Origin of the sequence: Butyricicoccus sp. AM05-1 (genome assembly GCF_003474415.1) — a bacterium.
GTDB lineage: Bacteria > Bacillota > Clostridia > Oscillospirales > Butyricicoccaceae > Agathobaculum > Agathobaculum butyriciproducens.
Genome location: NZ_QUDG01000004.1, coordinates 122,212 through 145,733 on the forward strand (window position 1 = coordinate 122,212; position 23,522 = coordinate 145,733).

Annotated in this window: 24 protein-coding genes; 20 read left to right on the forward strand and 4 right to left on the reverse strand. The window is 57.6% G+C overall.

Going from position 1 to position 23,522, the window contains the following annotated elements; genetic code table 11:
- Position 1: 1 nt before the first annotated feature.
- From DW088_RS07855 to DW088_RS07870, 4 genes are all read right to left on the reverse strand, one after another.
- Positions 2-730 carry a phosphatase gene (locus DW088_RS07855; RefSeq protein ID WP_118360312.1) on the reverse strand — a complete coding sequence of 243 codons (729 nt, stop codon included), beginning with the start codon at positions 728-730 and terminating at the stop codon, positions 2-4.
- Between the two features lie 109 nt (positions 731-839).
- The gene (locus DW088_RS07860; protein ID WP_118360313.1) at positions 840-2,345 is read right to left on the reverse strand and encodes a D-alanyl-D-alanine carboxypeptidase family protein; all 1,506 of its coding nucleotides are present in this window, start codon (positions 2,343-2,345) and stop codon (positions 840-842) included.
- Entirely contained in the window at positions 2,332-2,574 is a 243-nt protein-coding gene (locus DW088_RS07865; protein WP_110436314.1) for a hypothetical protein, read from the reverse strand. The genes DW088_RS07860 and DW088_RS07865 overlap by 14 nt, the downstream gene beginning before the upstream one ends.
- A 92-nt stretch (positions 2,575-2,666) precedes the next feature.
- Complete coding sequence (locus tag DW088_RS07870; protein ID WP_118360314.1) at positions 2,667-3,689, reverse strand: sporulation protein; 1,023 nt, start codon at positions 3,687-3,689, stop codon at positions 2,667-2,669.
- A gap of 117 nt (positions 3,690-3,806) precedes the next feature.
- Between DW088_RS07870 and DW088_RS07875 the strand changes: the two genes are divergently transcribed.
- The 20 genes from DW088_RS07875 to DW088_RS07970 all read left to right on the forward strand — a co-directional run bounded on the left by DW088_RS07875 (position 3,807) and on the right by DW088_RS07970 (position 23,510).
- Positions 3,807-4,067 carry a YabP/YqfC family sporulation protein gene (locus tag DW088_RS07875; protein WP_118360315.1) on the forward strand — a complete coding sequence of 87 codons (261 nt, stop codon included), beginning with the start codon at positions 3,807-3,809 and terminating at the stop codon, positions 4,065-4,067.
- A gap of 16 nt (positions 4,068-4,083) precedes the next feature.
- The gene (locus DW088_RS07880; RefSeq protein ID WP_118360316.1) at positions 4,084-5,307 is read left to right on the forward strand and encodes a sporulation protein YqfD; all 1,224 of its coding nucleotides are present in this window, start codon (positions 4,084-4,086) and stop codon (positions 5,305-5,307) included.
- A gap of 20 nt (positions 5,308-5,327) precedes the next feature.
- Positions 5,328-5,750, forward strand: coding sequence for a hypothetical protein (locus DW088_RS07885; RefSeq protein ID WP_118360317.1), 423 nt, complete (start codon positions 5,328-5,330; stop codon positions 5,748-5,750).
- Positions 5,751-6,109: 359 nt separating this feature from the next.
- Positions 6,110-7,117 carry a PhoH family protein gene (locus DW088_RS07890; protein ID WP_118285624.1) on the forward strand — a complete coding sequence of 336 codons (1,008 nt, stop codon included), beginning with the start codon at positions 6,110-6,112 and terminating at the stop codon, positions 7,115-7,117.
- Positions 7,117-7,608 (forward strand): rRNA maturation RNase YbeY, encoded by a 492-nt coding sequence (gene ybeY, locus DW088_RS07895; protein ID WP_116705409.1) that lies wholly within the window; start codon positions 7,117-7,119, stop codon positions 7,606-7,608. The genes DW088_RS07890 and ybeY overlap by 1 nt, the downstream gene beginning before the upstream one ends.
- 3 nt (positions 7,609-7,611) lie before the next feature.
- Positions 7,612-8,079, forward strand: coding sequence for a diacylglycerol kinase family protein (locus tag DW088_RS07900; protein ID WP_110436322.1), 468 nt, complete (start codon positions 7,612-7,614; stop codon positions 8,077-8,079).
- Positions 8,080-8,244: 165 nt separating this feature from the next.
- The gene (gene era / locus DW088_RS07905; protein WP_117750930.1) at positions 8,245-9,141 is read left to right on the forward strand and encodes a GTPase Era; all 897 of its coding nucleotides are present in this window, start codon (positions 8,245-8,247) and stop codon (positions 9,139-9,141) included.
- Positions 9,142-9,897: a DNA repair protein RecO gene (gene recO / locus DW088_RS07910; RefSeq protein WP_118360319.1), complete on the forward strand. Its 756-nt coding sequence runs from the start codon at positions 9,142-9,144 to the stop codon at positions 9,895-9,897.
- A gap of 82 nt (positions 9,898-9,979) precedes the next feature.
- Complete coding sequence (locus DW088_RS07915; RefSeq protein ID WP_118360320.1) at positions 9,980-10,366, forward strand: hypothetical protein; 387 nt, start codon at positions 9,980-9,982, stop codon at positions 10,364-10,366.
- Positions 10,367-10,468: 102 nt separating this feature from the next.
- Positions 10,469-12,862: an endonuclease MutS2 gene (locus DW088_RS07920; RefSeq protein ID WP_118360321.1), complete on the forward strand. Its 2,394-nt coding sequence runs from the start codon at positions 10,469-10,471 to the stop codon at positions 12,860-12,862.
- Between the two features lie 239 nt (positions 12,863-13,101).
- Positions 13,102-13,365 (forward strand): HPr family phosphocarrier protein, encoded by a 264-nt coding sequence (locus DW088_RS07925; protein ID WP_107632189.1) that lies wholly within the window; start codon positions 13,102-13,104, stop codon positions 13,363-13,365.
- An 89-nt stretch (positions 13,366-13,454) separates the two neighbouring features.
- Complete coding sequence (uvrC, locus tag DW088_RS07930) at positions 13,455-15,278, forward strand: excinuclease ABC subunit UvrC (RefSeq protein WP_118360322.1); 1,824 nt, start codon at positions 13,455-13,457, stop codon at positions 15,276-15,278.
- Between the two features lie 110 nt (positions 15,279-15,388).
- A complete protein-coding gene (gene rsmD, locus DW088_RS07935; RefSeq protein WP_118360323.1) occupies positions 15,389-15,940 on the forward strand; it encodes a 16S rRNA (guanine(966)-N(2))-methyltransferase RsmD in 552 nt (183 codons plus the stop codon).
- Between the two features lie 5 nt (positions 15,941-15,945).
- Positions 15,946-16,431: a pantetheine-phosphate adenylyltransferase gene (coaD, locus tag DW088_RS07940; RefSeq protein ID WP_118360324.1), complete on the forward strand. Its 486-nt coding sequence runs from the start codon at positions 15,946-15,948 to the stop codon at positions 16,429-16,431.
- A gap of 1 nt (position 16,432) precedes the next feature.
- Positions 16,433-16,888: a hypothetical protein gene (locus tag DW088_RS07945; RefSeq protein WP_110436330.1), complete on the forward strand. Its 456-nt coding sequence runs from the start codon at positions 16,433-16,435 to the stop codon at positions 16,886-16,888.
- Positions 16,889-17,667: 779 nt separating this feature from the next.
- Complete coding sequence (mraZ, locus tag DW088_RS07950) at positions 17,668-18,087, forward strand: division/cell wall cluster transcriptional repressor MraZ (protein ID WP_227600590.1); 420 nt, start codon at positions 17,668-17,670, stop codon at positions 18,085-18,087.
- A gap of 17 nt (positions 18,088-18,104) precedes the next feature.
- Positions 18,105-19,040 (forward strand): 16S rRNA (cytosine(1402)-N(4))-methyltransferase RsmH, encoded by a 936-nt coding sequence (gene rsmH, locus DW088_RS07955; protein ID WP_118360325.1) that lies wholly within the window; start codon positions 18,105-18,107, stop codon positions 19,038-19,040.
- A 37-nt stretch (positions 19,041-19,077) separates the two neighbouring features.
- On the forward strand, positions 19,078-19,575 hold the full coding sequence (locus DW088_RS07960) for a cell division protein FtsL (RefSeq protein ID WP_118360326.1): 498 nt from the start codon (positions 19,078-19,080) through the stop codon (positions 19,573-19,575).
- Positions 19,576-19,664: 89 nt separating this feature from the next.
- Positions 19,665-22,064: a penicillin-binding transpeptidase domain-containing protein gene (locus DW088_RS07965; RefSeq protein ID WP_118360327.1), complete on the forward strand. Its 2,400-nt coding sequence runs from the start codon at positions 19,665-19,667 to the stop codon at positions 22,062-22,064.
- 9 nt (positions 22,065-22,073) lie between these two features.
- Complete coding sequence (locus DW088_RS07970) at positions 22,074-23,510, forward strand: UDP-N-acetylmuramoyl-L-alanyl-D-glutamate--2,6-diaminopimelate ligase (RefSeq protein ID WP_118360328.1); 1,437 nt, start codon at positions 22,074-22,076, stop codon at positions 23,508-23,510.
- Positions 23,511-23,522 lie beyond the last annotated feature (12 nt).

Here is a 23,522-nt window from a genome sequence, read left to right on the forward strand (position 1 = left end):
CTTATTCGTCGAACAGATACAGGCCGCGGCCCTTGAAATAGGTATCCAGTCGCTCCACACTGCTGTTGATGATCAGCTCCTCCGGGAAACCGATCTCCTCGAGCATCTCCAGTGCGCCTTCCACATGACCGACACGGTAGCAGATATGGCTGTCGCTGTCCACCGAGATAGGCACCTCATACTTCATGCACAGGCGGGCGATGTCCATGCAGTTGTCATGGCTGCCCTTACGGATGGACAGAGATGCGTTGTTGATCTCGACAATCTTGCCGTGGTCGTTGCAGCGGCTGATGATGTACTCGTGATCGAACGGAAAGTTGGAGTTGCCGAGGTGGCCGAACGCGTTGACATACGGGTTGTACAGGATGGCCTCGAGCGCCGCCGTGTGCACACTGCTGTCCACCGGCGGGAACATGCACTCGTGGAAGGAGGCAAGCGCAAACTCAATGGGCTTGAGACTCTTGTTGGAAATGACGTTGATGCCGCCTGCCGGAGCGGTGATGTCGAATTCGATGCCGCGAATGACCGTTACCTTGCCGATCTTGCGCGGGATAAGGTCCAGGTTGGAGAAATGCCACTCGTGCGGGCCGTCCGGATTGGTGGGGCCGTGGTTGGTGATGGCGATAGCCGCAAGACCGCGGTCCTCGGCCGCCTGCACCATTTCGGTGAGCGTGCTGAACGCGTGGTCGGTTACATTGGTGTGGGTATGCAGGTCTGCGATGATTTGCATGGGAAAAGGCTCCTTTTAACGTATGATTTTTTTGGGGGGGAAGATGAAAGGCGGACACATGGGTCCGCCTCTGTATTTGCAGTTCGCTGAACCGCCGGTATGCGATTGTTTATCGGCGGTGTCTGCGAGGATAATCATCGTTATCGTAGCGCTTGCGCATCGCCTTGCGGCGACGGCGGCGCCGGATTCCGCCGAATGTGATGTTGAACAAAATGTACAGCACGATGAAGATTGCGGCTGCAATCAGCACGATCTTGAATACGGTGCTCTGAAAGAAATGGCTCAGCTTGTCCGAGTAATAGAGCACGCGGCTCATTTCCACATCGCTGAGCGCGACCAGCTCGACCGTGCCGTAGGACGTGCCGTTGCAGCTGTATGTCATGCTGCCGATCACATCGCCGGCCTTGATGGGTGCGTCAACGGCTTCCGGCAGATTGGGGGTCGCTTCCAGCGAATCGATCTCTACATCGGCAGGGAGCAGCGCCATCAGATCGGTTTTCGCGGTCAACACCAGCTGATCGGTCTGCGTGGACAGGTCTACCTTGACATGGGCGAGCGTGTCGCCCTTTTTCGCAACGGTCTTGGTCTTAAAATGGGTGAAGCCCCACTGATACAGCGATTTGGTATCCGTGAAGCTGGCCGCTACCGTCGGGTACTCCTTGGACGAGGTGGCACTGCCGAGCACGACCGAATACAGCTTGGCATCGCCGTACTCCGCGTAGCCGACAAAGCAGTTGCCCGCCTGCGAGGTGTGTCCGGTTTTGATGCCCTTGTTGTACGGGTATGACCACGGGTTGAACGAGCTGAAGATCAGCTGGTTGGTGGTGAAGATGATGCGTTCCTCGTGCATGTTGGTCTTGGGCATGCGATACTGCACGGTGTCGATAATGTTGGTGAATGTGTCGTTCTTCATGGTCTCGCGGGCAATGAGGTACAGATCACGGGCGGTGGTGTAGTGATCTTCCTCGTGCAGGCCGCACGGGTTGCTGAAATGCGTTCCGGTGCAGCCGAGCTCCTCGGCGCGGGTGTTCATCATGTCCACAAAGTGCTCGCTCGTGCCGCCGACATGGCGCGCGAGCATGTACGCTGCCTCGTTTGCGGAGGGCAGCATGAGCGCATACAGCAGGTCGATGACGCGCACGGTCTCGCCGACCTTGATGTCTGCGTTCGAGCTGTCTGCTGTAACCTTGGTGAAGTCGCCCTGTTCGGCCGTGACGGTCTCGTTCAGATCCTTGACATTCTCAAGCGTCAGCAGCGCGGTCATAATTTTGGTCGTGGACGCCGGATAACGCTTTTTGTCCGCATTTTTCTCATACAGCACCATGTCGGAATCCGGGCTGATGAGCAGGGCGGCGGTAGCCGTTACGGCCGGCGCTTCGCTTGCCGCTGCGATAACATCCTTGTCATTGTCAGCGGTCATGTCCTTGGTGTCCTTGGAATCCTTGCTGCCCGAATCGATGGACGAGGTGTCCGTGCTGTCGGAATCCGACTGGCTCGATGAGGTATCGCTCTCGTCATTCACGGCATAGGCGTGGGTGATCGGCGCCGCACCGAGCAGCAGCGTAAAGCACAGCGCCAGTGCGGTAAGACGGTTTTTGAAATTATTGCTCTTCATCGGTATCTCCTAAAGAAAAATCGGCATCGGTGAAGTGCCCGCGCAGAACCGCCGGCTTGGGCGGTGTGCGCCGCAGCGGATCGTAGCGGAAAGAACGGCAGTGATCGGTGCCGTTTACCACACCGCGTTTGCGGCAGGCAATGCGTTCGCCGTCCGCCAGCGGAGAGCCGTGCGCGCAGTAGGTGCAGCGCGGTTCTATATTTTTTCGCAGCAGCTTTTTGAGCCTCATGCGTAGGGTCACTCCAATCGGTTAAAATCAGTGGTAAAAGTGTCCTGTCGAGTGGTGTCGGTGAATACAGGACGTATATAAAATATTATATATCATTTCCTGCGCTTTTTCCACCCCCAAATTGGATACAAAGCGGAAACGAACAGCACAGCAAGTGTATACCGGAACCGTACCGATATCGGTGTCAGCTCCGGTGAGGAAACCGTCAGCACGGCAGGTGAGAGGGAAAAAAGGAAAGCTGTCAGCACAGCTGCGAGCGTACCGTGCAGCAGCTTTGCGGCAAACAGGCCGCGAACCGGCAAATCGTGTGCTTCCGCGAGAACGCGCACCTGAAACTGCACAGCCAGTCCGCCAAATCCCAGCAGGAAGGACGCAAGCGTCAGCCGCGCTCTGCGCGGCAGCGGCAGCACGGCTAGCTCGTCTAAGCCGTTGGTCAGCTCGATCATGCCGTCCAGTACGTTTCCATACGGCAAAAGTGCAAAAACCGGCGAAAGCAGCCGCAGCAGGATGGAAAACATGGTCAGAAATGCCGTTACCGTCAGCGCCGTGGACGCTGCCTGCTGTACGGATGCGCAGAAAATCGAGGGGAATGAGGTGCGGTTCCGGTTATGGAAACGCTGCGACACGGCAGATAACGGGGTACGCGCGAAAAACAATCCGACGAGCAAAGCCGAAACGATATGTATCCCGTACAGCATCGCGCCTGCCCGCGCGGAGCCGAACACGCCGAGCCCTACCAGTCCGATGCAGAAGCCCGGACTGGCGCAGTTGCAGAAGCGGTTCACGCGCTCTGCCGCTTCGCGGGATAGCACACTCTCGGAGAACAGCGCACATGCGGTCGCGGCGCCGACCGGATACCCGCCGATGAGTCCGAGCACCAGTGCAGGCGCAGCCTCGGGCGGCAGGCCGTATAAGCGGGCAAGCGGCTTTGCCAGCAGCGGCGACAGCCGCGCGGTATCACAGCGGACAAGCAGTCCGCTGACAACGAAAAACGGAAATAAAGCCGGTAAAGCCTGCGCGGCAGCAAGGGAAAGTCCCTCGCGGACACCATCCGCGCAGGCGGTCGGGCAAAGCAAAAACGCGGCAAAAAGAGCCAGCGATAAGAACAGCTTCATAGCGTCACCTCGGAACAGTGTATGAGAAGCAGGAAAGTTTCAGTACGCTGATACATAACATATACCGTTATACCTGCCCTACGGAGAAGGTAAAATGCGATATGAAGGTGGCGCGATATGCTGAAAGATAACTTATACGTCGAACTCATGGAGGACCTCCACCCAAACCGCCCGCGCGTGGAAATCCTCGGAGACAGCCGGGTGATCGTGGAGAACCACTGCGGCATACAGGAATACGACGACAGCATCCTGCGCGTCAGATGCCGCGGGTGCGAGGTACGCATTCTGGGTGCAGACCTGGAGCTGACGGCGCTTTCCATGGACGAACTGGCGGTGATCGGCGTGATCTCGTCGGTGGAATACATTACGACCGAGTGAGGAAGGAGGGGCGCGAATGATCGGGCGGCTGTGGCTGCTGGCCTGCGGGCAGGTGCGCGTGCGCGTGACAGGCGCAAGCCTGACGCGGTTTCTCAACCTGTGCGCGGCGCAGGGTATCACGCTGCGGCAGATGGACCGCACGGCATGGAATGAGCTGCACGCAACCCTGTCCATCCGGGATTTCCGGATGCTCAGGCGGCACATGGGCCGCACCGGCTGCCGCGTGCATATTCTCCGGAAACGCGGTCTGCCGTTCCTTGCGGCGCGTCTGTGTCCGCGTACGGCGCTCTGGGGCGGAGCTATAGCGGCAGCGGCACTGTGCTGGCTGCTCGGCACGCATGTATGGGCGATACAGACCGAGATCGCACCGGCGATAGACGAAACGGCTGTCATGCAGCAGCTGAGCGAAATGGGGGTGCGCATCGGCATGCCCATCAAGGACCTGAACACCCGTCAGATACGGTGGAAAATGATGCAGCTGCAGCCGAATATCACGTTCTTTTCGCTTAATCTGCGGGGCAACAGCCTGACCGTGGTCGCCTACGGCAGTACCGACCCACCGGAGGTGCTGGACGAGCACGCGGTCACCAAGGTGGTGGCCACGCGGGACGGCGTGGTCACGCAGGTGCGTGCGCTCGAGGGACAGCCAATGGTGCGGGCAGGAGACGCGGTGCAGACCGGCGATACGCTCATCAGCGGTCTGGTGGAGCCGACACGCGAAGGCGGAAAGTACCGCACAGCGCATGCGCACGGCACCGTGCAGGCGTACACCACGCATACGGTTCAGGCGGCGCGGCCGCTCACCGAGCAGAGCAAGCGGTATACGGGTAAAATTCGTCATCAATATGCACTGGTGATGGGAAATAAACGGTTAAATTTCTATATTGGCAGTGGAATTGCAGGGGGTACTTGTGATAAAATAGTAACGACCAGACATTTTTGGCTGTCGGACAGCGTGGTGCTGCCGGTGGCGCTGGTCACACAAACGTATACATTCTACGAGCGGGAGCCGACGGCGCGCACCGCCGAGGACGTGCGGGTGGCTATGCTGTCGCGCGCACTGGGCGAGACAGCCGCGGATATCGACGGCATGGTGACGAGCCACAGCGAAACGCTCACCGAGCAGAACGGCGCGGCAGTGCTGTACCTCACCGTCCACGCCGAGGAGCAGATCGGCACCGAGGCCGTGGATGACAGTACCATTCCGGAGGAAACGGCGGAGATGGAACAGGTGCCGTAGAGACAGAAAAGGAGACGCCTATGAACCGTAAACTCACGACGATTCTCGCAGGACTGAGCACTGCAGCGGCGTTTGCTGCTAACGGCTCGGACTGGCTTCACGGCGGTTCCGCGAGCGCAGGCAAATTCTGCGTCAGCGCGGTGTTTATCGTGCTGGTATCGCTGCTGGTGTATGCATGGCGGAAAAGCAATACCGCTATGTGTCTGCTGACGATTGTATCGGCGCTGATTGCGATTGGTGCGGCATCCGGTTTGCTTATGACGACGGATATCCTTCCGGCAAATTCGATGCTGCTGCCGTTTAGCGTGTTCCTCGTGCCGTTTTTCGGCGTGACGAATTTTATGACGTCCACAGCTGCCGCAATGTTTCTGCCGACGGCGGTTTCGGTGGTGTGGCTGATTGTCGCGGTTGGAAACTGGATTCACAATTGGAAAAACGTATGATTTTACGTTGTGTGGGCGAACAATGTTCGCCCCTACGGTTAGGCAATATGCAGATCGTTTACAACGGTGCGCCGAGTCGTACCTCAGGGCACCTTCTCTTGCGGCGTTGCCGCAATTCACCTTGCCGCACCCTACGGTAAAGATATACCGGTTAAATAAGTGTGGGGAAGCGTAGGGAAGTGTAGGTATATACAAATAATTTTAGCATACCACCCACACTTACCCACACATACCTACACTTCTTCTGTAAGGAGTGCGGATATGATGACCGCCGGGGCTGCGACTTAGAGCAGAGCTATATCAAACAATAATTCCTAATTACTAATTAAGCATAAGAGGGTGTAATCATAGAACAGGTAATGCAGATTGAACAAACCGAACTGCTGATGGCAGTATTCGGTGCATTTGACGAAAACATCAAGCAGATCGAGCGCGAACTGAACGTCTCGGTCATCAGCCGCGGAACCGAGCTGAAAATCACCGGCGAGGACGAAGGCGTGTCCATCGCGGCACGCGCGATTACGGCGCTGCTGGCGATGGCAGGCCGAGGAGAATCCATCGGCACCCAGACCGTGCAGTACGTCATCGGTCTGGCAAAGGACGGCCGCGAGAGCGAGGTTCACACGATGAGCCGCGATGTGCTGTGCATCACAGCCAAGGGCAAGCCGGTCAAGGCGAAAACGCTCGGCCAGAAAAAATACATGGAGGCTATCCGCAAGAATACTATCGTTATGGGTGTTGGCCCTGCCGGTACCGGCAAGACCTATCTCGCCGTTGCGGCGGCTGTTGCGGCCTTTCGGGACAAGCAGGTGTCCCGCATCATCCTGACCCGTCCGGCGGTCGAGGCGGGCGAGAAGCTCGGCTTTCTGCCCGGCGACCTGCAGAGCAAGGTAGACCCGTATCTGCGCCCGCTGTACGACGGTCTGTTTGACATGCTCGGCGCGGACAATTTCACCAAGTATCAGGAGCGCGGCTCCATCGAGGTTGCCCCGCTTGCGTACATGCGCGGACGCACGCTCGACGACAGCTTCATCATCCTCGATGAGGCGCAGAACACCACGCCCGAGCAGATGAAAATGTTTCTCACCCGACTGGGCTTCGGCTCCAAGGCAGTCATTACGGGCGATATTACCCAGATCGACCTGCCGGACGGCAAGCAGTCCGGTCTGCGCGAAGCGCTGCGTGTGCTGGACGGCGTAGAGGGCATCGCCCAGTGCTTCCTGACCGAAAAGGACGTTGTGCGCCATGAGCTGGTGCAGCGCATCGTCAAGGCATATGCAGAGTACGAAAACAAAAAGGGCAAGGGCAAGCCTGCCGCAAAACCGGCAGGAAAGCGCCTTCCGACCCGCCGCAAGGAGGGAAAATGATGAATCATCAGATCAATATCGGCTTTGAGACCGAGGTAGCAGACGAAAACAGCGTGCGTGAGCTGATCCGCACCTGCGCCGAGCGTGTGCTGACGAGCGAGCAGGTGGACTTTGACGCCGAAATCGACGTTACCGTTGTCGATGCCGACGCCATCCGCGAAATGAACGCCGAATACCGGAATAAGGATGCCGTGACAGACGTTCTCTCGTTCCCGATGTACGAATTCCTCAACGGTGAGCCGCAGGAGGAGTTGGAGGCCGAGCCGGACTCCGGCTGTGTCATGCTCGGTGATATGATTTTATGCTACACGCGCGCCTGCGAGCAGGCGGAGCAGTTCGGGCACTCGCCTGCAAGAGAGTGCGGCTACCTGACCACGCATTCCGTGCTGCACCTGCTCGGCTACGACCACGAGCGCAATGACGAGGACACCCGCCTGATGCGCAGCAAGGAAGAGGACAACCTTGCGTTCCTCGGACTGACGCGGGACTGAGCCATGAAAAAGAATATCCGAAAACTGAGCGAGAGCTTTTTGCACGCGTTCCGCGGCCTGCGGCTGTGCATCCATGACGAGCGCAACTTCCGCGTGCACATGACGGCGGCGTTCTACGTCATCCTGTTCGGCGTGTTCGGCGGCGTGAGCATGACCGAAGCGGCCATCCTGTGTATCTGCTTCGGCCTTACCATGGGCGCGGAGCTGCTGAATACCGCCATCGAGCGCCTGTGCGACAAGCAGGCGAGCGGGTATGACGGCATGGTACGCAACGCGAAGGATATCGCGGCGGCAGGCGTGTTTGTGTGCGCGGCAGCGTGCGTCGCGGTCGGCGCGTGCATCTTTATCGGAAACGGCGTGCTTGCGGCAGCCATCAAATTTTTGTGGTACAGGCTGTGGCTCGGCATGGCGGTTGTGGTCACCGTGCCGTTTGCGGTTTGGTTCGTTTTTCATTTTGGAAGAATTCAATAATAATGGAGAATGGAAAATGGAGAATTCGCGCAAGGATAGCTCGTCGCAGCGCGGACGGAACTCGCGCAAGGATAGCTCGTCGCAGCGCGGATGGAACTCGCGCAAGCATAGCGACATTTTCAATTTTCCATTCTCAATTCTCAATTACTGTACTGGAGATAAATAATGAGCAAGATTACAAAAACTGCGGTCGTATCCGTTGTAGGACGGCCGAACGTGGGCAAATCCACGCTGACAAACAAGCTGGTCGGCCAGAAGGTGGCTATCGTATCGAGCAAGCCGCAGACCACGCGCACGCGCATTACGGGCGTACTCAGCCGCGGTGAAACGCAGTATGTTCTGCTGGACACCCCGGGTCTGCACAAGCCACGCTCCCGTCTGGGCGACTACATGTGCAAGGTGGTGACGGACACGGTTTCCGAGGTGGACGTTGCCGTTCTGGTGGTAGAGCCTATCCCGAACATCGGCCCGGCCGAGGAAAGCCTGATTGCACAGATCAAGCAGCATCACATGCCGGCAATCCTCGTCATCAATAAGATCGACACCATCAAAAAGGAGGAGCTGCTGGCCGTTATCGCGACCTATGCGGCGGTGCATGAGTTCGATGCGGTTGTGCCCATCTCGGCACGCACCGGCGAGGGTGTAGAGGAGCTGCTCACCGAAATCGACAAATACGCCATTGAAGGCCCGCAGCTGTTCCCGGAGGACATGGTATCCGATCAGCCGGAGCGTCAGCTTGTCGCTGAAATTATCCGCGAGAAGATGCTGCGCCTGCTCGACCGCGAGGTTCCGCACGGTGTAGCCGTCGGCATTGAGCGCTGGAACGAGCGCGAGGACGGTCTGGTGGAGATCAACGCGGTGATCTACTGCGAGAAGGCCAGCCACAAGGGCATTATCATCGGCAAGCGCGGCGCGATGCTGAAAGAAATCGGCCAGCAGGCGCGCGCGGACATCGAGCGCATGCTGGATGCCAAGGTATTCCTTGAGCTGTGGGTCAAGGTCAAGGAGGGCTGGCGCAACAACCAGTACCAGATGCGCAACTTCGGCTACGAGGATCAGTAAATGGCCGAGGTCAAGCTGCGGGCACTCGGTCTGCGCGAGGTGGATTTCGGTGACTTTGACCGCTATCTGACTGCACTGACCGAGGACGGCCGCAGGATTGAAATCCTGTGCAAGAACGCGCGGCGCGGCAAAAAGCAGAATCCGGCGGCACGGCAGCTGTGCTACTCGGAGTTCATCCTGTCCGACCGCGGCGGCAGGTACACCCTGCGGGACGCCGACCTGGTACACTCGTTTTTCGCGCTGGCAGGCGATATTGAGAGGTACGCGCTGTCGTGCTACTTAAACGAGCTGACAACCGCTCTGACTGTGCCGGATTTTGACAATCCGGCACTGTGCCGTCTGCTGCTGTACGCGCTATACGCACTCGAGGGCGGCAAACGCGACCCCGAGCTTGTCAAGGCAGCTTTCGAGTGGCGCATTATGGCTGAGAGCGGCTACGCACCGGATTTAACCTCATGCGGCGTGTGCGGCGAGGTGATAGAGAACCCGCCGGTGTGCTTTTCCGTTCGGGCGGGCACAGCCGCGGACGCAAAGTGTGCGGGGAGAGTCGGCGGTTATGCACAGCTTGTGGACAGTACCCTGCGGGCGATGCTTCATGTGCTGACAGCCGAGCCGAACAAGGTCTATGCGTTCGCGCTCAACGGACCCGCCAGAGAGCAGTTCTGCAATATGGCGGAGGAATATGTCAAGTACCACCTCGGACGCGGGTTCGAAAGTCTGCAGTTTTATCAATCGCTGCAGGTGCCGATAAAATAACTGTGTAAAAGAGTGTAGAAGTGATGAGCCTGCACGATCTATCATCAGATATGCAAACCTATCCCGAGAAAGGAGCAGCGGTATGGATCGCAAAGCAGTTTCCATGTGGAAGGTAACCAAAAACCTGATTCTTACAGACGTCTGTGTGATTGCCTTGTTCTGGCTCATACCGAGCGTAAAAATGCTTGCGCTGCTGCTCGGTGTACTGTGCGCCATCGGATATATGCTGTGGCTGGGACGGTGCTTTCTGAACGACTGCAAGGCCAATCTGCCGAATGAGGACTATCAGCGCATTGCCGCCGAGTTCGGCTTTATCTGGTTCTGGAACCCCGGTCGGAGAGAACAGTGGCAGTACACCGCCGAGGAAAGCGGCGAGACCGGTGCGGCGCTGCTGCGCATCTGGCGCGGGAATATGGTGCTTGTCATCGTGTCGCTGGCGGTCATGGCGGTGCTGGTTTGGATGGGGTAAACGCAGTTATAAGATAATGCACAGCTATATCGTAGGGTGCGACGACCTCGGCGCATCCTGCGAAAGCGAATAAACAACAAGAAGATTTTACGGGAGTTTGAAATGAACAAATTAGGCGAAAAATCCCTTAAAACACTGGAATACTACGAAATATTGGAAAAACTGGCCGGACAGGCGGCATCGCAGGCGGCGAAGGAGAAATGCCGCGCGCTGCGTCCGCTGGACGACCACGAGCAGGCCGAGCTGTGGCTGCAGCAGACCACGGACGCGAAGGACCTGATGGTTCGTCAGGGCAGTCCTGCCTTTGGCGGCATCCGAGAGGTAGGCGCGATCCTGTCCCGCGCGGACCGCGGCGGCACGCTCAACCCGCGCGAGCTGCTGGCTGTGGCAAGTCTGCTGCAGACCGCGCGCCGTGCCCTGCTGTACGATGCCGAGCACGAAACCAAGACCACGCTCACGCCTGTTTTCGGTCTGCTCTCCGGAAACCGCGACCTGGAGGAATCCATCACGACCGCCATCATCTCCGAGGAGGAGATCGCGGACGGTGCGTCTCCCGAGCTGCTGAGCATCCGCCGTGAGCTGCGCCGCGTGTCCGGCAAGGTGCGCGAAACACTCAACCGCATGATCTCGGGCGAGCGCTCCAAGTATTTGCAGGAGAACATCATCACCCAGCGAAACGGCCGCTTCGTTGTGCCGGTCAAGGTGGAGCACCGCGGCGATGTGCCCGGTCTGGTGCATGATACCTCGTCCACCGGCGCGACCGTGTTCGTCGAGCCGCAGCAGGTCGTGGAGATCAACAACCAGATCAAGGTGCTCGAAGGCCGAGAGGAAAACGAGATCGAACGCATCCTCGCGGAGCTGTCGTCGCGCGTGTCCATGTACAAGGGCGCCATCGAGCAGGACTACGATGCGCTGACCACGCTGGACTTCATCTTTGCGCGTGCCAAGCTGTCGTTCGACATGAACGCCTGTGCGCCCGTACTGGTCGAGGACGGCAGTCGCTGCAAGCTGCTTCGCGCGCGCCATCCGCTGCTCGATAAGGACAAGGCGGTGCCTATCGACATCGCCATCGGTTATGATTACGACACGCTCGTCATCACCGGCCCGAACACCGGCGGCAAGACGGTTTCGCTCAAAACCCTCGGTCTGCTGTCGCTCATGGCTGCCAGCGGCCTGCATATTCCGGCGAACGAGCAGTCGGAAATCGGCCTGTTTGAGCATGTTTACGCCGATATCGGTGACGAGCAGAGCATCGAGCAGAGCCTGTCCACGTTCTCCGCGCACATGAAGACCATCGTGTCCATCATGGACTGCTGCGGGCAGGGCGACCTCGTGCTGTTCGACGAATTGGGTGCGGGTACCGACCCGGTTGAGGGCGCGGCGCTGGCTGTCGCTGTCATCGGCTATGCCCGCCAGATGGGCGCGTGCGTTGCCGCCACCACCCACTACGCCGAGCTGAAAACCTTTGCGCTGACCACGGACGGCGTAGAGAACGCCTCCTGTGAGTTTGACGTCAAATCCCTGCAGCCGACCTACCGTTTGCTGACCGGCATTCCGGGCAAGTCGAATGCGTTCGCGATTGCGGCTCGTCTGGGTCTGCAGCCGACCATCATCGAGCGGGCGAAGGAGCAGGTCTCCACCGAGGACGCCCGCTTCGAGGACGTTCTGGCGGAACTGGAGCGCGAACGCCGCCGCGTCGAGCAGATGAAGGAAGAAGCGCAGCGCATGCGCTCTGCTGCGCAGTCCGAGCGCGACAAGATGCGTGCCGAGCGCGATGCCGCCGAGGATCGTGTGGACAAGATGATGGAGAGCGCCCGCGGACAGGCGGACAACATCCTCAAAAATGCCCGCATGACGGCGGAAACCGTGTTTGACGAGCTGGAAACGCTCAAAAAGAAGGCGCAGAAGAAGAACGCCGACCAGAACCTCGCGGCAGCCAAGGCGGCGCTGCGCGGTGTCATCACCCAAACCGAGAACGAACAGCGCCGCGGCATCCAGAAGCGCGTTGTCGAGGCTGACGAGATTCGTTCGGTGCAGAAGGGCGACCGCGTGCGCCTGCTCAACGTCGGCGGCGTCATTGCGACCGTGCTCGCTCCGGCGGACAGGGACGGCAGCGTGCAGGTGCAGGCCGGCCCGATGAAGATGACGGTCAAGGAGAACGAGCTGCGCCTCGTCGAGGAGAAGAAGAACGCGCCCAAGCCCAAGCCGCAGCCGCGGCGTGACGCTCCGCGCAGAGAACTTAACATCCGCTCGGCGGAAAGCGAGGTTGATGTGCGCGGCATGAGCGCCGAGGAGGCTCTCTTTGAGGTGGACAACTTCCTGTCGCGCGCCATCATGGCCGGACTGCCGTCTGTCACGGTCATCCACGGCAAGGGAACCGGCGTGCTTCGCACGGCTGTGCAGCAGCATCTGCGGAAAAACAAGCGCGTCAAGAGCGTCCGCAGCGGTGTTTACGGCGAAGGAGAGCAGGGCGTAACGATCGTCGAATTGCGTTGAGGAAATCCCGCACAGTTTACGCATAGATTTCTTTTAATGAATTATGTGGTATTGCCCTAAAAATACCTGTTTCAGGAATCAAAAACCGGTGAATAGGGCATAATGCCCTATAAATTAGTACGTTTTTTGAAAAATTCATCTAAAAAGCAAAGGACACATATGGAAATAATCCTTGACGAAAATGCAAAAAAGCGATAGACTATATACAACGGATTTGAAGAAATAGGAGCGATGCAGATATGTATTCAAAAGAGGTACAGGTTACCAATCAGGTAGGCTTATATGCCCGCCCGGCAACTTTTTTCATTCAGAAGGCAAATGAGTTCAAGTCTACCATCCTGGTAGAGAAGGAAGAGCGCCGCGTAAACGCAAAGAGCCTGCTCGGCATTCTGTCCCTGGGTATCACCAAGGGCACTACCATCAACCTGATCGCTGATGGCCCGGATGAGGAAGAGGCTGTTTCCGCACTGGTTGAGCTTATCACATCCAATTTTACTGACTAAGTTATCGCGTCCTGAGGGAAAAGCGCCGGTTGTTTTGATCGGCGCTTTTATTTTTGCAAATGACGATTGAGGGAAGGAGGGCAGTTCGCATGACAAGAGAACAGCTGAAGGAGCGCGTGCGCAAGCTGCCCATGCAGCCCGGCGTTTACATGCACAAGGATAAGACCGGCAAGGTGATTTACGTTGGCAAGGCCAAGCTGCTCCGCAACCGCGTGTCCAACTACTTTCAGCCGCCCGAACGGCTGAACGCCAAGACGCGCCAGCTGGTCAGCCATATCGACGACTTCGATATCATCGTCACCGACAGCGAGTTTGAAGCGCTTGTGCTCGAGAACTCGATGATAAAGAAGTACAAGCCGAAGTACAACATTCTGCTCAAGGACGACAAAGGCTATCCCTATGTGCGGCTGGACACTACGCTGCCCTACCCGGATTTCAAAATTGTCTCCAAGCCTGTACATGACGGAGCGCGGTACTTCGGTCCGTACATGGGCCGCGGCGCCGCAAGACGAGCGATTGATACGATTGGTGAAGCACTGCACCTGAAAAGCTGTGCGCGTTCCTTTCCGCGGGACATCGGCAAGGACCGTCCGTGCCTGAATCTGCACCTCGGCCGCTGCTGCGCGCCGTGCACCGGCAAGGTCAGTCCGGAGGAGTATCACGCGCTGATAGAACAGGCGATCTCGCTGTTCGAGGGCGACGCAAAAAAACTCGAGCGTGAGCTGACCGAGAAGATGAACGAAGCCGCCGAGGAACTGCAGTTCGAGCGTGCCGCCGTCCTGCGCGACCGTCTGCGTGCCATCCAGAAGCTGGGCACCAGGCAGCATGTTGTTGCGGGTGCGTTCGCAGAGCTGGATGTTATCGCCTTTGTGCAGGGACAGACCCGCGCGTGTGTCTGCGTGCTGCATTACAGCGGCGGCACGCTGCAGGATAAGGAATACACGTTCTTCCACGTCACCGAGAGCGACCCTGCCGAGGTGCTTTCCTCGTTCATCAAGCAGTATTATGCACAGCGCAATGCGGTGGCGAAAACCGTTCTGCTCTCGCATGAAATCGAGGAGCAGGACGCCGTCGGCGAATACCTTTCGTCCATCGCAGAGCGCAAGGTGGAGCTTGCCGTGCCGCAGCGCGGCGAACGCCGGGTGCTGACCCGCCTCGCGGAGAAAAACGCCTTCGAGGAGATCGAACGCCGCGAGAAGCAGTCCGAGCGGCGGCATAAATCGCTTGAGCTGCTGCAGAATGTCACCGGTATGGCGGCACTGCCGCTCCGGCTGGAAGCCTACGACATTTCCAACTTCGCCGGACAGGATACGGTCGGCTCGATGATCGTGTTTGTCGAGGGTCAGCCGAAAAAGAGCGACTACCGCAAGTTTAAGATCGCGTGTGCTGCCAACGGACAGGATGACTATGCCTCCATGCGTGAAATGCTCACGCGCCGCGTGCAGCGCTATGTGGACGGCGACGAGAAGTTTGCGCCGCTGCCGAACGCGTTCATGATCGACGGCGGTCTGGGTCATGTGCATGTCTGCAAGGAGGTGCTCGATTCGTTCGGGCTGTCTGTCCCGTGCTTCGGCATGGTCAAGGATGATCGCCACCGTACCCGTGCCCTCGTTGCACCGGACGGCCGTGAGTTCGGCATCTCGGCGACTCCGGCGCTGTTTGCGCTCATCGGCCGTATGCAGGAGGAGGTCCACCGGTTCGCCATCGAGTATAACCGCAAGCTGGGCGGCAAAAAGGTGCGCGGCTCCACACTGGATAAAATCCCGGGCGTGGGCAATAAGCGCAGAACCGACCTGCTCAAGCACTTCGGCAGCATTGAGAATATCCGGCAGGCGTCCGAGCAGGAGCTGGCAAGGATTCTGCCGAGGAATGCCGCGCAGAGCGTTTACGAATTTTTTCATCAGGATTCATAAATATTACGAAACCGCATGATGTATCTGGGTTTCCATAGGGCGGGGTGCTCTCATCCCGCCCTACACGATAGAGTGATGTTATTGTTAAAAAATTTCAGCAGGAGGCTACCATGAGAGTTGTATCCGGAACTGCACGCGGCTGCAAGCTGCAGCCGGTGCCCGGCATGAACACCCGCCCGACCACCGATCGGGTAAAAGAAAACGTATTCAATCTGATACAGGATCATGTGCGCGGTGCCGAGGTGCTCGACCTGTTTGCGGGCACCGGTCAGCTTGGCATTGAGGCGCTTTCGCGCGGCGCTGCTCACTGCGATTTTGTCGAGCACAACAAGGCAGCTTACGGCATCGTGAGCAAAAACGTTGAAAGTGCGCGTGTGAAGGGGAAGGCGGCGCTCCACCGCACGGAGGCAGCGGAATTTGTTTCCAAAGCAGGCAGGGAACGGTACGACGTGATCTTTCTGGATCCTCCGTACGGCGGCGTGATCTTAGAAAATGCGCTGAAACAGATAGAAACGTTTGACATTCTCTCTGTAAATGGTATAATAATATGCGAAAGTGCAGTAGAGGACAGATTCTCCCACGGCTTCGCAGTCGTGCGGGAACGCCGCTACGGCGCTACCATGATTACCATTCTGCAGCGGCAGAGTGGCGAAACGGAATGAAATAAATGAAAATTGCGATTTATCCGGGCAGCTTTGACCCTGTTACACTGGGACATCTGGATATCATCCGCCGTGCGTCGGTCATGTTTGACCGGCTGATCGTTGCGGTAATGCACAACCAGAACAAAAAACCCGTTTTTTCCGCCGAGGAACGTGTGGGATTCTTAAAGCGGACAACGGCTGACCTGCCGAACGTCGAGGTGGAATCCTTCGGCGGCCTGCTGGCAGACTACGCCAAGCAGAAAAACGCATGCGTCATCGTAAAGGGTCTGCGTGCGGTTTCGGATTTTGAATACGAATTCCAAATGGCACTTGCCAACCGCAAGCTCAATCCTGAGCTGGATACCGTGTTTTTGATGACAAGTGCGGAATATATGTACCTCTCTTCCTCGATCGTGAAGGATATTGCGGTACACGGCGGCGGTGTCGCCGATTTTGTTCCCGAGGGGATTATGCAGGACATTGTGCGCCGAATTAGAAAGGGAGAGTAAAATGGCAACTTTAGAGGAACTCATTAACCGCATGTATGATATGGTGCAGGACGCAAAGGGCATTCCGTTGGCAGGCGAGAAGTGCATCGTAGAGCGTGACCACATGCTGGATATGCTGGACGAGCTGCGTGAGGCTCTGCCGAACGATCTGCAGCAGGCACAGGAAATTGTTGCAAAGCGCAGTGAGATGCTGGCATCCGGCAAGCGCGAGGCTGAGGCGATTCGCCGTCAGGCTGAGGAGGATGCACGTCAGATGGTCTCCGAGACCGAGATCGTCGTAGCGGCACGCCGCAAGGCCAAGGAAGTACAGGGCAACGCCGAGATTCAGGCTCGTGAGCTGCGCCGCGTGGCAAATGAGTACTGCGAGGATACCCTCAAGCGTACCGAGGAGGCAGTGGCTCTCGGTCTGGAGGAGGTCCGCAAGGCACGCCAGCGCTTCAAAAGCATCGCAAAGTAAAACCAAAATGCAGGCAGTCACCTTCGGGTGGCTGCTTTTTCGTGTTCTTTGCGGTACCGGCACAACGGAAATTTGTCGCTTGCGAAGCGAACGGAACTTGCCTGCCCGGCAGGGGCACAAGAGGGATGGACACCTAAGGTTTCCACCTCTCTTGTGAATCACCCCGTTTCCTCTTAGCGTCTGCCTGCCAGAGAACTGAGACTATGGGGGAACGGTAGAGGATTTTTTCTGCCGTAGGGGAGCACAGTGTGCTCCCATGTCGAGACCTGTTTGCAGTGTCAGATACCGTACTACTACACATATCGGCAACTCTACGCTGGGTGCGGCATGACAGTGCCGCACAATTCGCTTACGCGTTGTTGCGGACGGCACCTGCGAATTTTATTTGATAACAGCCGTCACCTTGTCTGCACCACCCCCTCACCCACTCCTCACCACCAACGCCGAAAAAGAGAACCTCACACCCACTTTGCGCCACCGGGCTGAAAAATGTCCGGCTGAAATTGCACAAAAATACACACTCTGTGGATAAACTTTGGGATAACTCTCCACTTCACAGTAAAATGCAGGAAAACACCGCACACGAATACAATCGAACAACTGTTCGCAAAAATTGCGAAAACTATAAAATTTGCAAGAAAAACGCCCGAATTTTTCGTGCAATAATGCAAAAAATATCTTGCAATCTATTCTCCGTACCGCTATAATAAAATCAAGGTGGAGAGATGTGGGGTAAAGTGTCACAAATTCCACCAAAGCGGAAGGGCAGGTGTGAATGAGTGAAGGGCGAATACAAGCATTCCATAGACGCTAAGGGTCGTCTGGCAATGCCGGCCAAGCTGCGCGAGGAGCTCGGCGAGCACTTCACGGTCACCAAGGGCCTCGATGGCTGTCTGTCCGTTTATCCGGAAGCGGAATGGAAGCGTCTGGAGGACAAGATCCGCACGCTCGGCAACGGCGAAAAGGCAAGACGCGTCAAGCGCTACTACTTCGCTAATGCGTTCGATGCACAGCTCGACGCACAGGGCCGCATCCTCATTCCCGCAAACCTGCGTACCTTTGCGGAGCTGCAGAAGGATGTTACCGTGATCGGTCAGCTCGACCACGCGGAAATCTGGAACAGCGACAAGTGGCGCGCTTACAATGACGAGATCGACGCGGAAGTTGTTGCCGCGGACGTAGAAGATATTGATTTTTAACAAAAGGGCAGGGAACTATGGAATTTCATCATGTATCCATTTTGCTTGAGCCTTGCCTTGAGGCTCTGCAGATCAAGCCGGACGGCGTTTATGTGGACGCCACGACCGGCGGCGCCGGTCACTCGCTCCGCATTGCGGAGCGTTTGCATGATACCGGCCGTTTGATCTGTATTGACAGAGATGACGAAGCACTCGAAAACGCGAAGGACCGCCTCAAGGATGTATGGCAGCGTGTCACACCGGTCAAGAGCGACTTCCGCGATATCGACAAGGTGCTCGAAGGGCAGGGACTTGCAGGTGCGGACGGCATTCTGTTCGACCTCGGCGTTTCCTCTCCGCAGCTGGATCATGCCGAACGCGGTTTTTCCTATATGCAGGATGCGCCGCTCGATATGCGCATGGATCGGCAGCAGAAGCTGACCGCGTATGATGTGGTAAACGGCTGGAGCCGCGAGGAGATCCGCCGCATTCTGTTTGAGTACGGCGAGGAGCGCTACGCACCGCTGATCGCAGCGGCGATCGAGCGCGAACGCGCAGACAAGCCGATCCAGACCACGCTGGAGCTGGTCCGTGTGATCAAGGGCGCCATGCCCGCGAAAGCGCTGCGAGAAAAGCAGCATCCGGCGAAGCGCAGCTTTCAGGCGATCCGCATTGCGGTAAACGATGAGCTGGGCGCGGTGCGGGAAGCAATGGAAAAAGCCATCGACTGTCTCAATCCGGGTGGCAGACTGGCAGTCATCACCTTCCACAGCCTGGAGGACCGCATCGTCAAGGCGGCTTTTCAGCAGGCGGCACAGGGCTGCACCTGTCCGAAGGACTTTCCGGTATGCATCTGCGGCAAAAAGCCGAAGGTTCGGCTGACGCCGCGCAAGCCGATCCTGCCGGATGAAAGGGAAATTGAGGAGAATCCGCGCGCCCGAAGCGCGAAGCTCCGGGTTTGTGAAAAAATCTAAACCGAAAAAGCAAATTCAAAAGAAAGGAAAGCGCAAGATGGCTTCTGGCAGGAACAACGCGGCAAGAAAATATGAAGATCAGGTTCCTGCGCAGCGTGAGGTACAGCCGAAACGCCATCTGCAGGTAGCGGCAGCGCCGGTCAAGAAAAAGAAGCACCGCCGCAAGCCTGCTGTGATGCAGGGCGTGTATCCGTGCATTTTTCTGGTGGCGATCACGGCGGCGTTTATCCTGTTCTGCCAGATGCAGCTGACCCAGCTTACCGCGGAAGCGAGTGAGCAGAGCGACCTGCTCAGCGAGCTGCAGTCGGAGAATGTTTCTCTGACGACCAAGCAGATGAACAGCATGAACATGGATGAGGTAGAGCAGTACGCCACGGACACGCTCGGAATGGTCAAGATGGACAATTCGCAGATCGAATATGTGGAGCTGACCAATCCAGATCTTGTCACCGTTGCAGACGACAGCATGACGCTGCACGGTCTGTGGAGCGCACTGGCAGCGCGCTTTTCCGCACTTGTGGAATATATCCGATAAGCAGTTGAATACAATGCGTACAGGGGAGTGAGAGGTGGATAACTTCTGACTCCTTACGCTTTTTCAGGAACAATATGGAGGCTGACTAAATGGCAGTTAAGGGACCCAACCATCAAATGCGCACGCGTATCCGCGGACTGACCGTGCTGTTTGCACTGATCGGTTTCGGGCTGGTAGGCGTGCGGCTGCTGTATATGCAGGTATTCAATCACGATTTCTATGTGCAGCAGGCGACAGCGCTGCAGACGCGCGACACGTTCATCACGCCCAACCGCGGCAAGATCTACGATGCGAACATGCAGGTTCTGGCTGAATCCGCCGCTGTAGAGCGCATTACGGTCGATCCGAAGGCCGTTGTGGACGAGAGCAAGGTCAAGAAGGGCATCACGGCGGAAAGTCAGCAGCAGACGCTTGCGACCATCCTGTCCGAAACGCTGGATGTGGATTACGATACCGTGATGGAGAAGCTCCGGAAGACGAACTCGCAGTACGAAATTATCGCGCAGAAGGTCGATAAGGACGTATCCAAGGAACTGGATGAGAAGCTCGAAGCGGCAGACTGCACCGGCGTCTACTCTGAGCCGGATACCAAGCGGTACTATCAGCATGGCGCCTTCCTGTCTGCGGTTCTGGGATACGTCGGCAGCGACAACAACGGCGCGTACGGCCTGGAATCCGAGTATAACGACGAGCTTTCCGGCACGGCGGGCCGTCTGGTGCGCGTGCAGAACCAGCAGAACAAGGACATTATGCCGGAGACCCAGCAGTATATCCCTGCGACGGACGGCAACTCGCTGGTGTTGACCATCGACAGCGATATCCAGAACTATCTGGAAAAGCACCTCGAGACCGCACTTGCCGACAATCCGGAGGCGCGAGACGGCGTTTCCGGCATCGTCATGGACGTCAAGACCGGTGAGGTGCTCGCCATGGCGAACCTGCCGGACTTTGATCCGAACGATGCCTACAAGCTGACGAGCGATAAGTATATCAACGAACTCAAGGAAAATGTTGCGAAAATCCTCAAGGAAGAGAATGTAAAGGTCGAAATTCCGGATGCCTGGTATGAGAAGGGCGGTCTGGACAATCTGCCGGAGGCGATTCATGACAATTCTGATCTGGTGGATGCGCTGGGCAGCGCCCGCGTCAATATCCTGATGAAAACGTGGCGCAATCCGGTTATCGCGGATAACTACGAGCCGGGTTCCACCTTCAAGCTGATGACGGTCTCCACCGCGTATGATCTGGGTGCTACCCATGCCGAGGACACCTACTACTGCGGTGGCTCCCTGCAGGTTGAGAACTGGGAGATCAAGTGTGCAAACACAAGCGGCCACGGCATGCAGACGCTGACCGAAGCCTTGATGAATTCCTGCAACGTAGCGATGATGCAGATTGCCCAGAGCGTCGGCATGGATCGGTTTTATAACTTTTACAAGGCGTTCGGCCTGACCGAGCCGACCGGCATCGACCTGCCGGGTGAGGGCAAGGGTCAGTTCCACAAGCTGGATGTTGCCAGTGACTGGAACGAAGTCGCACTGGCGACCGCATCGTTCGGTCAGCGCTTCACGGTAACGCCGATTCAGATGCTGAACATGGTCTGCGCGATCGTGGACGACGGTAAGCTGAAAAAGCCGTACGTCGTCAAGGAAGTGCTGAGCGGAGACGGATCGGTCAAGTCCACGAATGAGACCGAGGTGGTCCGTCAGGTCATTTCCGAGGATACCTCCGCTTATATGCGCGGGGCGATGGAGCAGGTTGTCGCAAACGGCACCGGCAAGAACGCGTATGTGCCCGGCTACCGCGTCGGCGGCAAGACTGCGACCTCCGAGATTCAGCCCGAATACGACAGTGACGGCAAGGTGCTCGATACCGAGGACCGCTACACGGCCTCCTTCATCGGCGTAGCGCCGATGGACGACCCGCAGATCGCGGTTCTGGTCGCCATCAACGACCTGCCGGAATCCGCAACGCATACCGGCGGTACGATCGCCGCTCCGGTTGTCGGCCGCATCATGGAGGATGTGCTGCCGTATATCGGCATTACGCCGGTCTATGACGACAGCGAGAGCGACCGCCGTGAGCTGACCGTGCCGAGTGTATCCGGCAAGACGCGCGACGATGCGATTTCCACGCTGTCCGACGCAGGCTTTGACTGCATCATCAAGGGCGACGGCGATACCGTCACCGATCAGGTGCCGAGTGCAGGCATGCGCATTGCGGCCAGCGGCAAGGTTATCGTCTACATGGGCGAGGAAAAGCCGACCGAGGCCGTTGAAGTGCCCGATCTGTCCGGCATGTCGCCGGATGAGTGCCGCGATACGCTGGAGGAGTACGGTCTGTACCTCAAGCAGAAGGGTGTTTCGTCCGCGCAGATCACAGGCGATACCACCGCGACCAAGCAGAGTCCGGAGGCCGGTACCAAGGTAAGCCTCGGTGCGGTTGTCACGGTAGAATTTTCCGATACAACGACGGTCAACGACCGATAGGAGGAACTTATGAAATTACAGGAACTTTTGAAGAATGTAGCAGTGAAAAACAGCACTGCCGCGCAGGATATTGACATCAAGGAAGTGCGTTACGACTCCCGCGCGGTACAGCCGGGCGACCTGTTTGTAGCCATTCGCGGCTACGCGACCGACGGCCACAAGTACATCGCCAAGGCGATGGAGCAGGGCGCGGCAGCCGTTGTCTGCGAGGAGGCGCCGGAGGGCGTTCCCGCAGTCGTTGTGGAGAATTCCCGTATCGCGCTGGCTGAGATTGCGGCAAACCGCTTCGGTCATCCGGCGGAGAGCATGGTCATGCTCGGCGTGACCGGCACCAACGGCAAGACCACCACGACCTACCTCGTCAAGCACATGCTTGAGGACGCAGGTCACAAGGTGGGTCTGATCGGCACCAACCAGAACCTCATCGGTGATGAAGTGATCGAGACCGAGCGCACCACGCCGGAATCCTACGAGCTGCACGCGCTGTTTGCCCGCATGAGAGACGCAGGCTGCACGCATGTGATCATGGAGGTTTCCTCGCACTCCCTGGTGCTTGACCGCGTACACGGCATTCCGTTTGCGGTTGGCGCGTTCACCAATCTGACGCAGGATCACCTCGATTTCCACAAGACCATGGAGGAGTACCGCAAGGCAAAGGCGCTGCTGTTCTCCATCAGCAAGAAGGGCGTTATCAATCTGGATGATGCTGCGGCGGAGAAGATGCTCGCGGACGCAAAGTGCCCGTGCATGACGTTCTCCTGCGGCAAGCCGGAGGCCGATCTCGAAGCGACCGACCTGCAGCTGCACGCGGACGGCGTGGAGTTCACCGCACAGTATCAGGGTGAAAAGGCAGATGTCAAGCTGCCGATTCCGGGTCATTTCTCGGTCGAGAATGCACTGACCGCACTCGGCATCGTACTGCAGCTCGGCATGCCGCTTGCGGCTGCGGCGAAGTCCATGGCAACCGCAACCGGCGTTAAGGGCCGTGTTGAGGTCGTGCCGACCGATACGGATTACACCGTGCTCATCGACTACGCACACTCGCCGGACGGCGTGGAGAACGTGCTCAAGGCCGTTCGCGGCTTTGCAAAGGGTCGTGTTGTTGCTCTGTTCGGCTGCGGCGGCGACCGTGACCGTACCAAGCGCCCGAAGATGGGTAAAATTGCGGCGGATCTCGCGGACTTCTGCGTTGTAACGAGCGATAATCCGCGCACCGAGGAGCCGAAGGCCATCATCGATGATATTCTCGAGGGCATGAAGGATTCGGATACGCCGATGCAGGTCATTGTCGATCGTCCGGAGGCGATCCACTGGGCACTTGCACACGCGCAGAAGGACGATATCATCGTGCTGATGGGCAAGGGACATGAGACCTATCAGGAAGTAAACCATGTGAAGCACCACATGGATGAACGCGAGATCGTAGCGGATTTTTTCAATAAGTAAGAGCGGCAGACG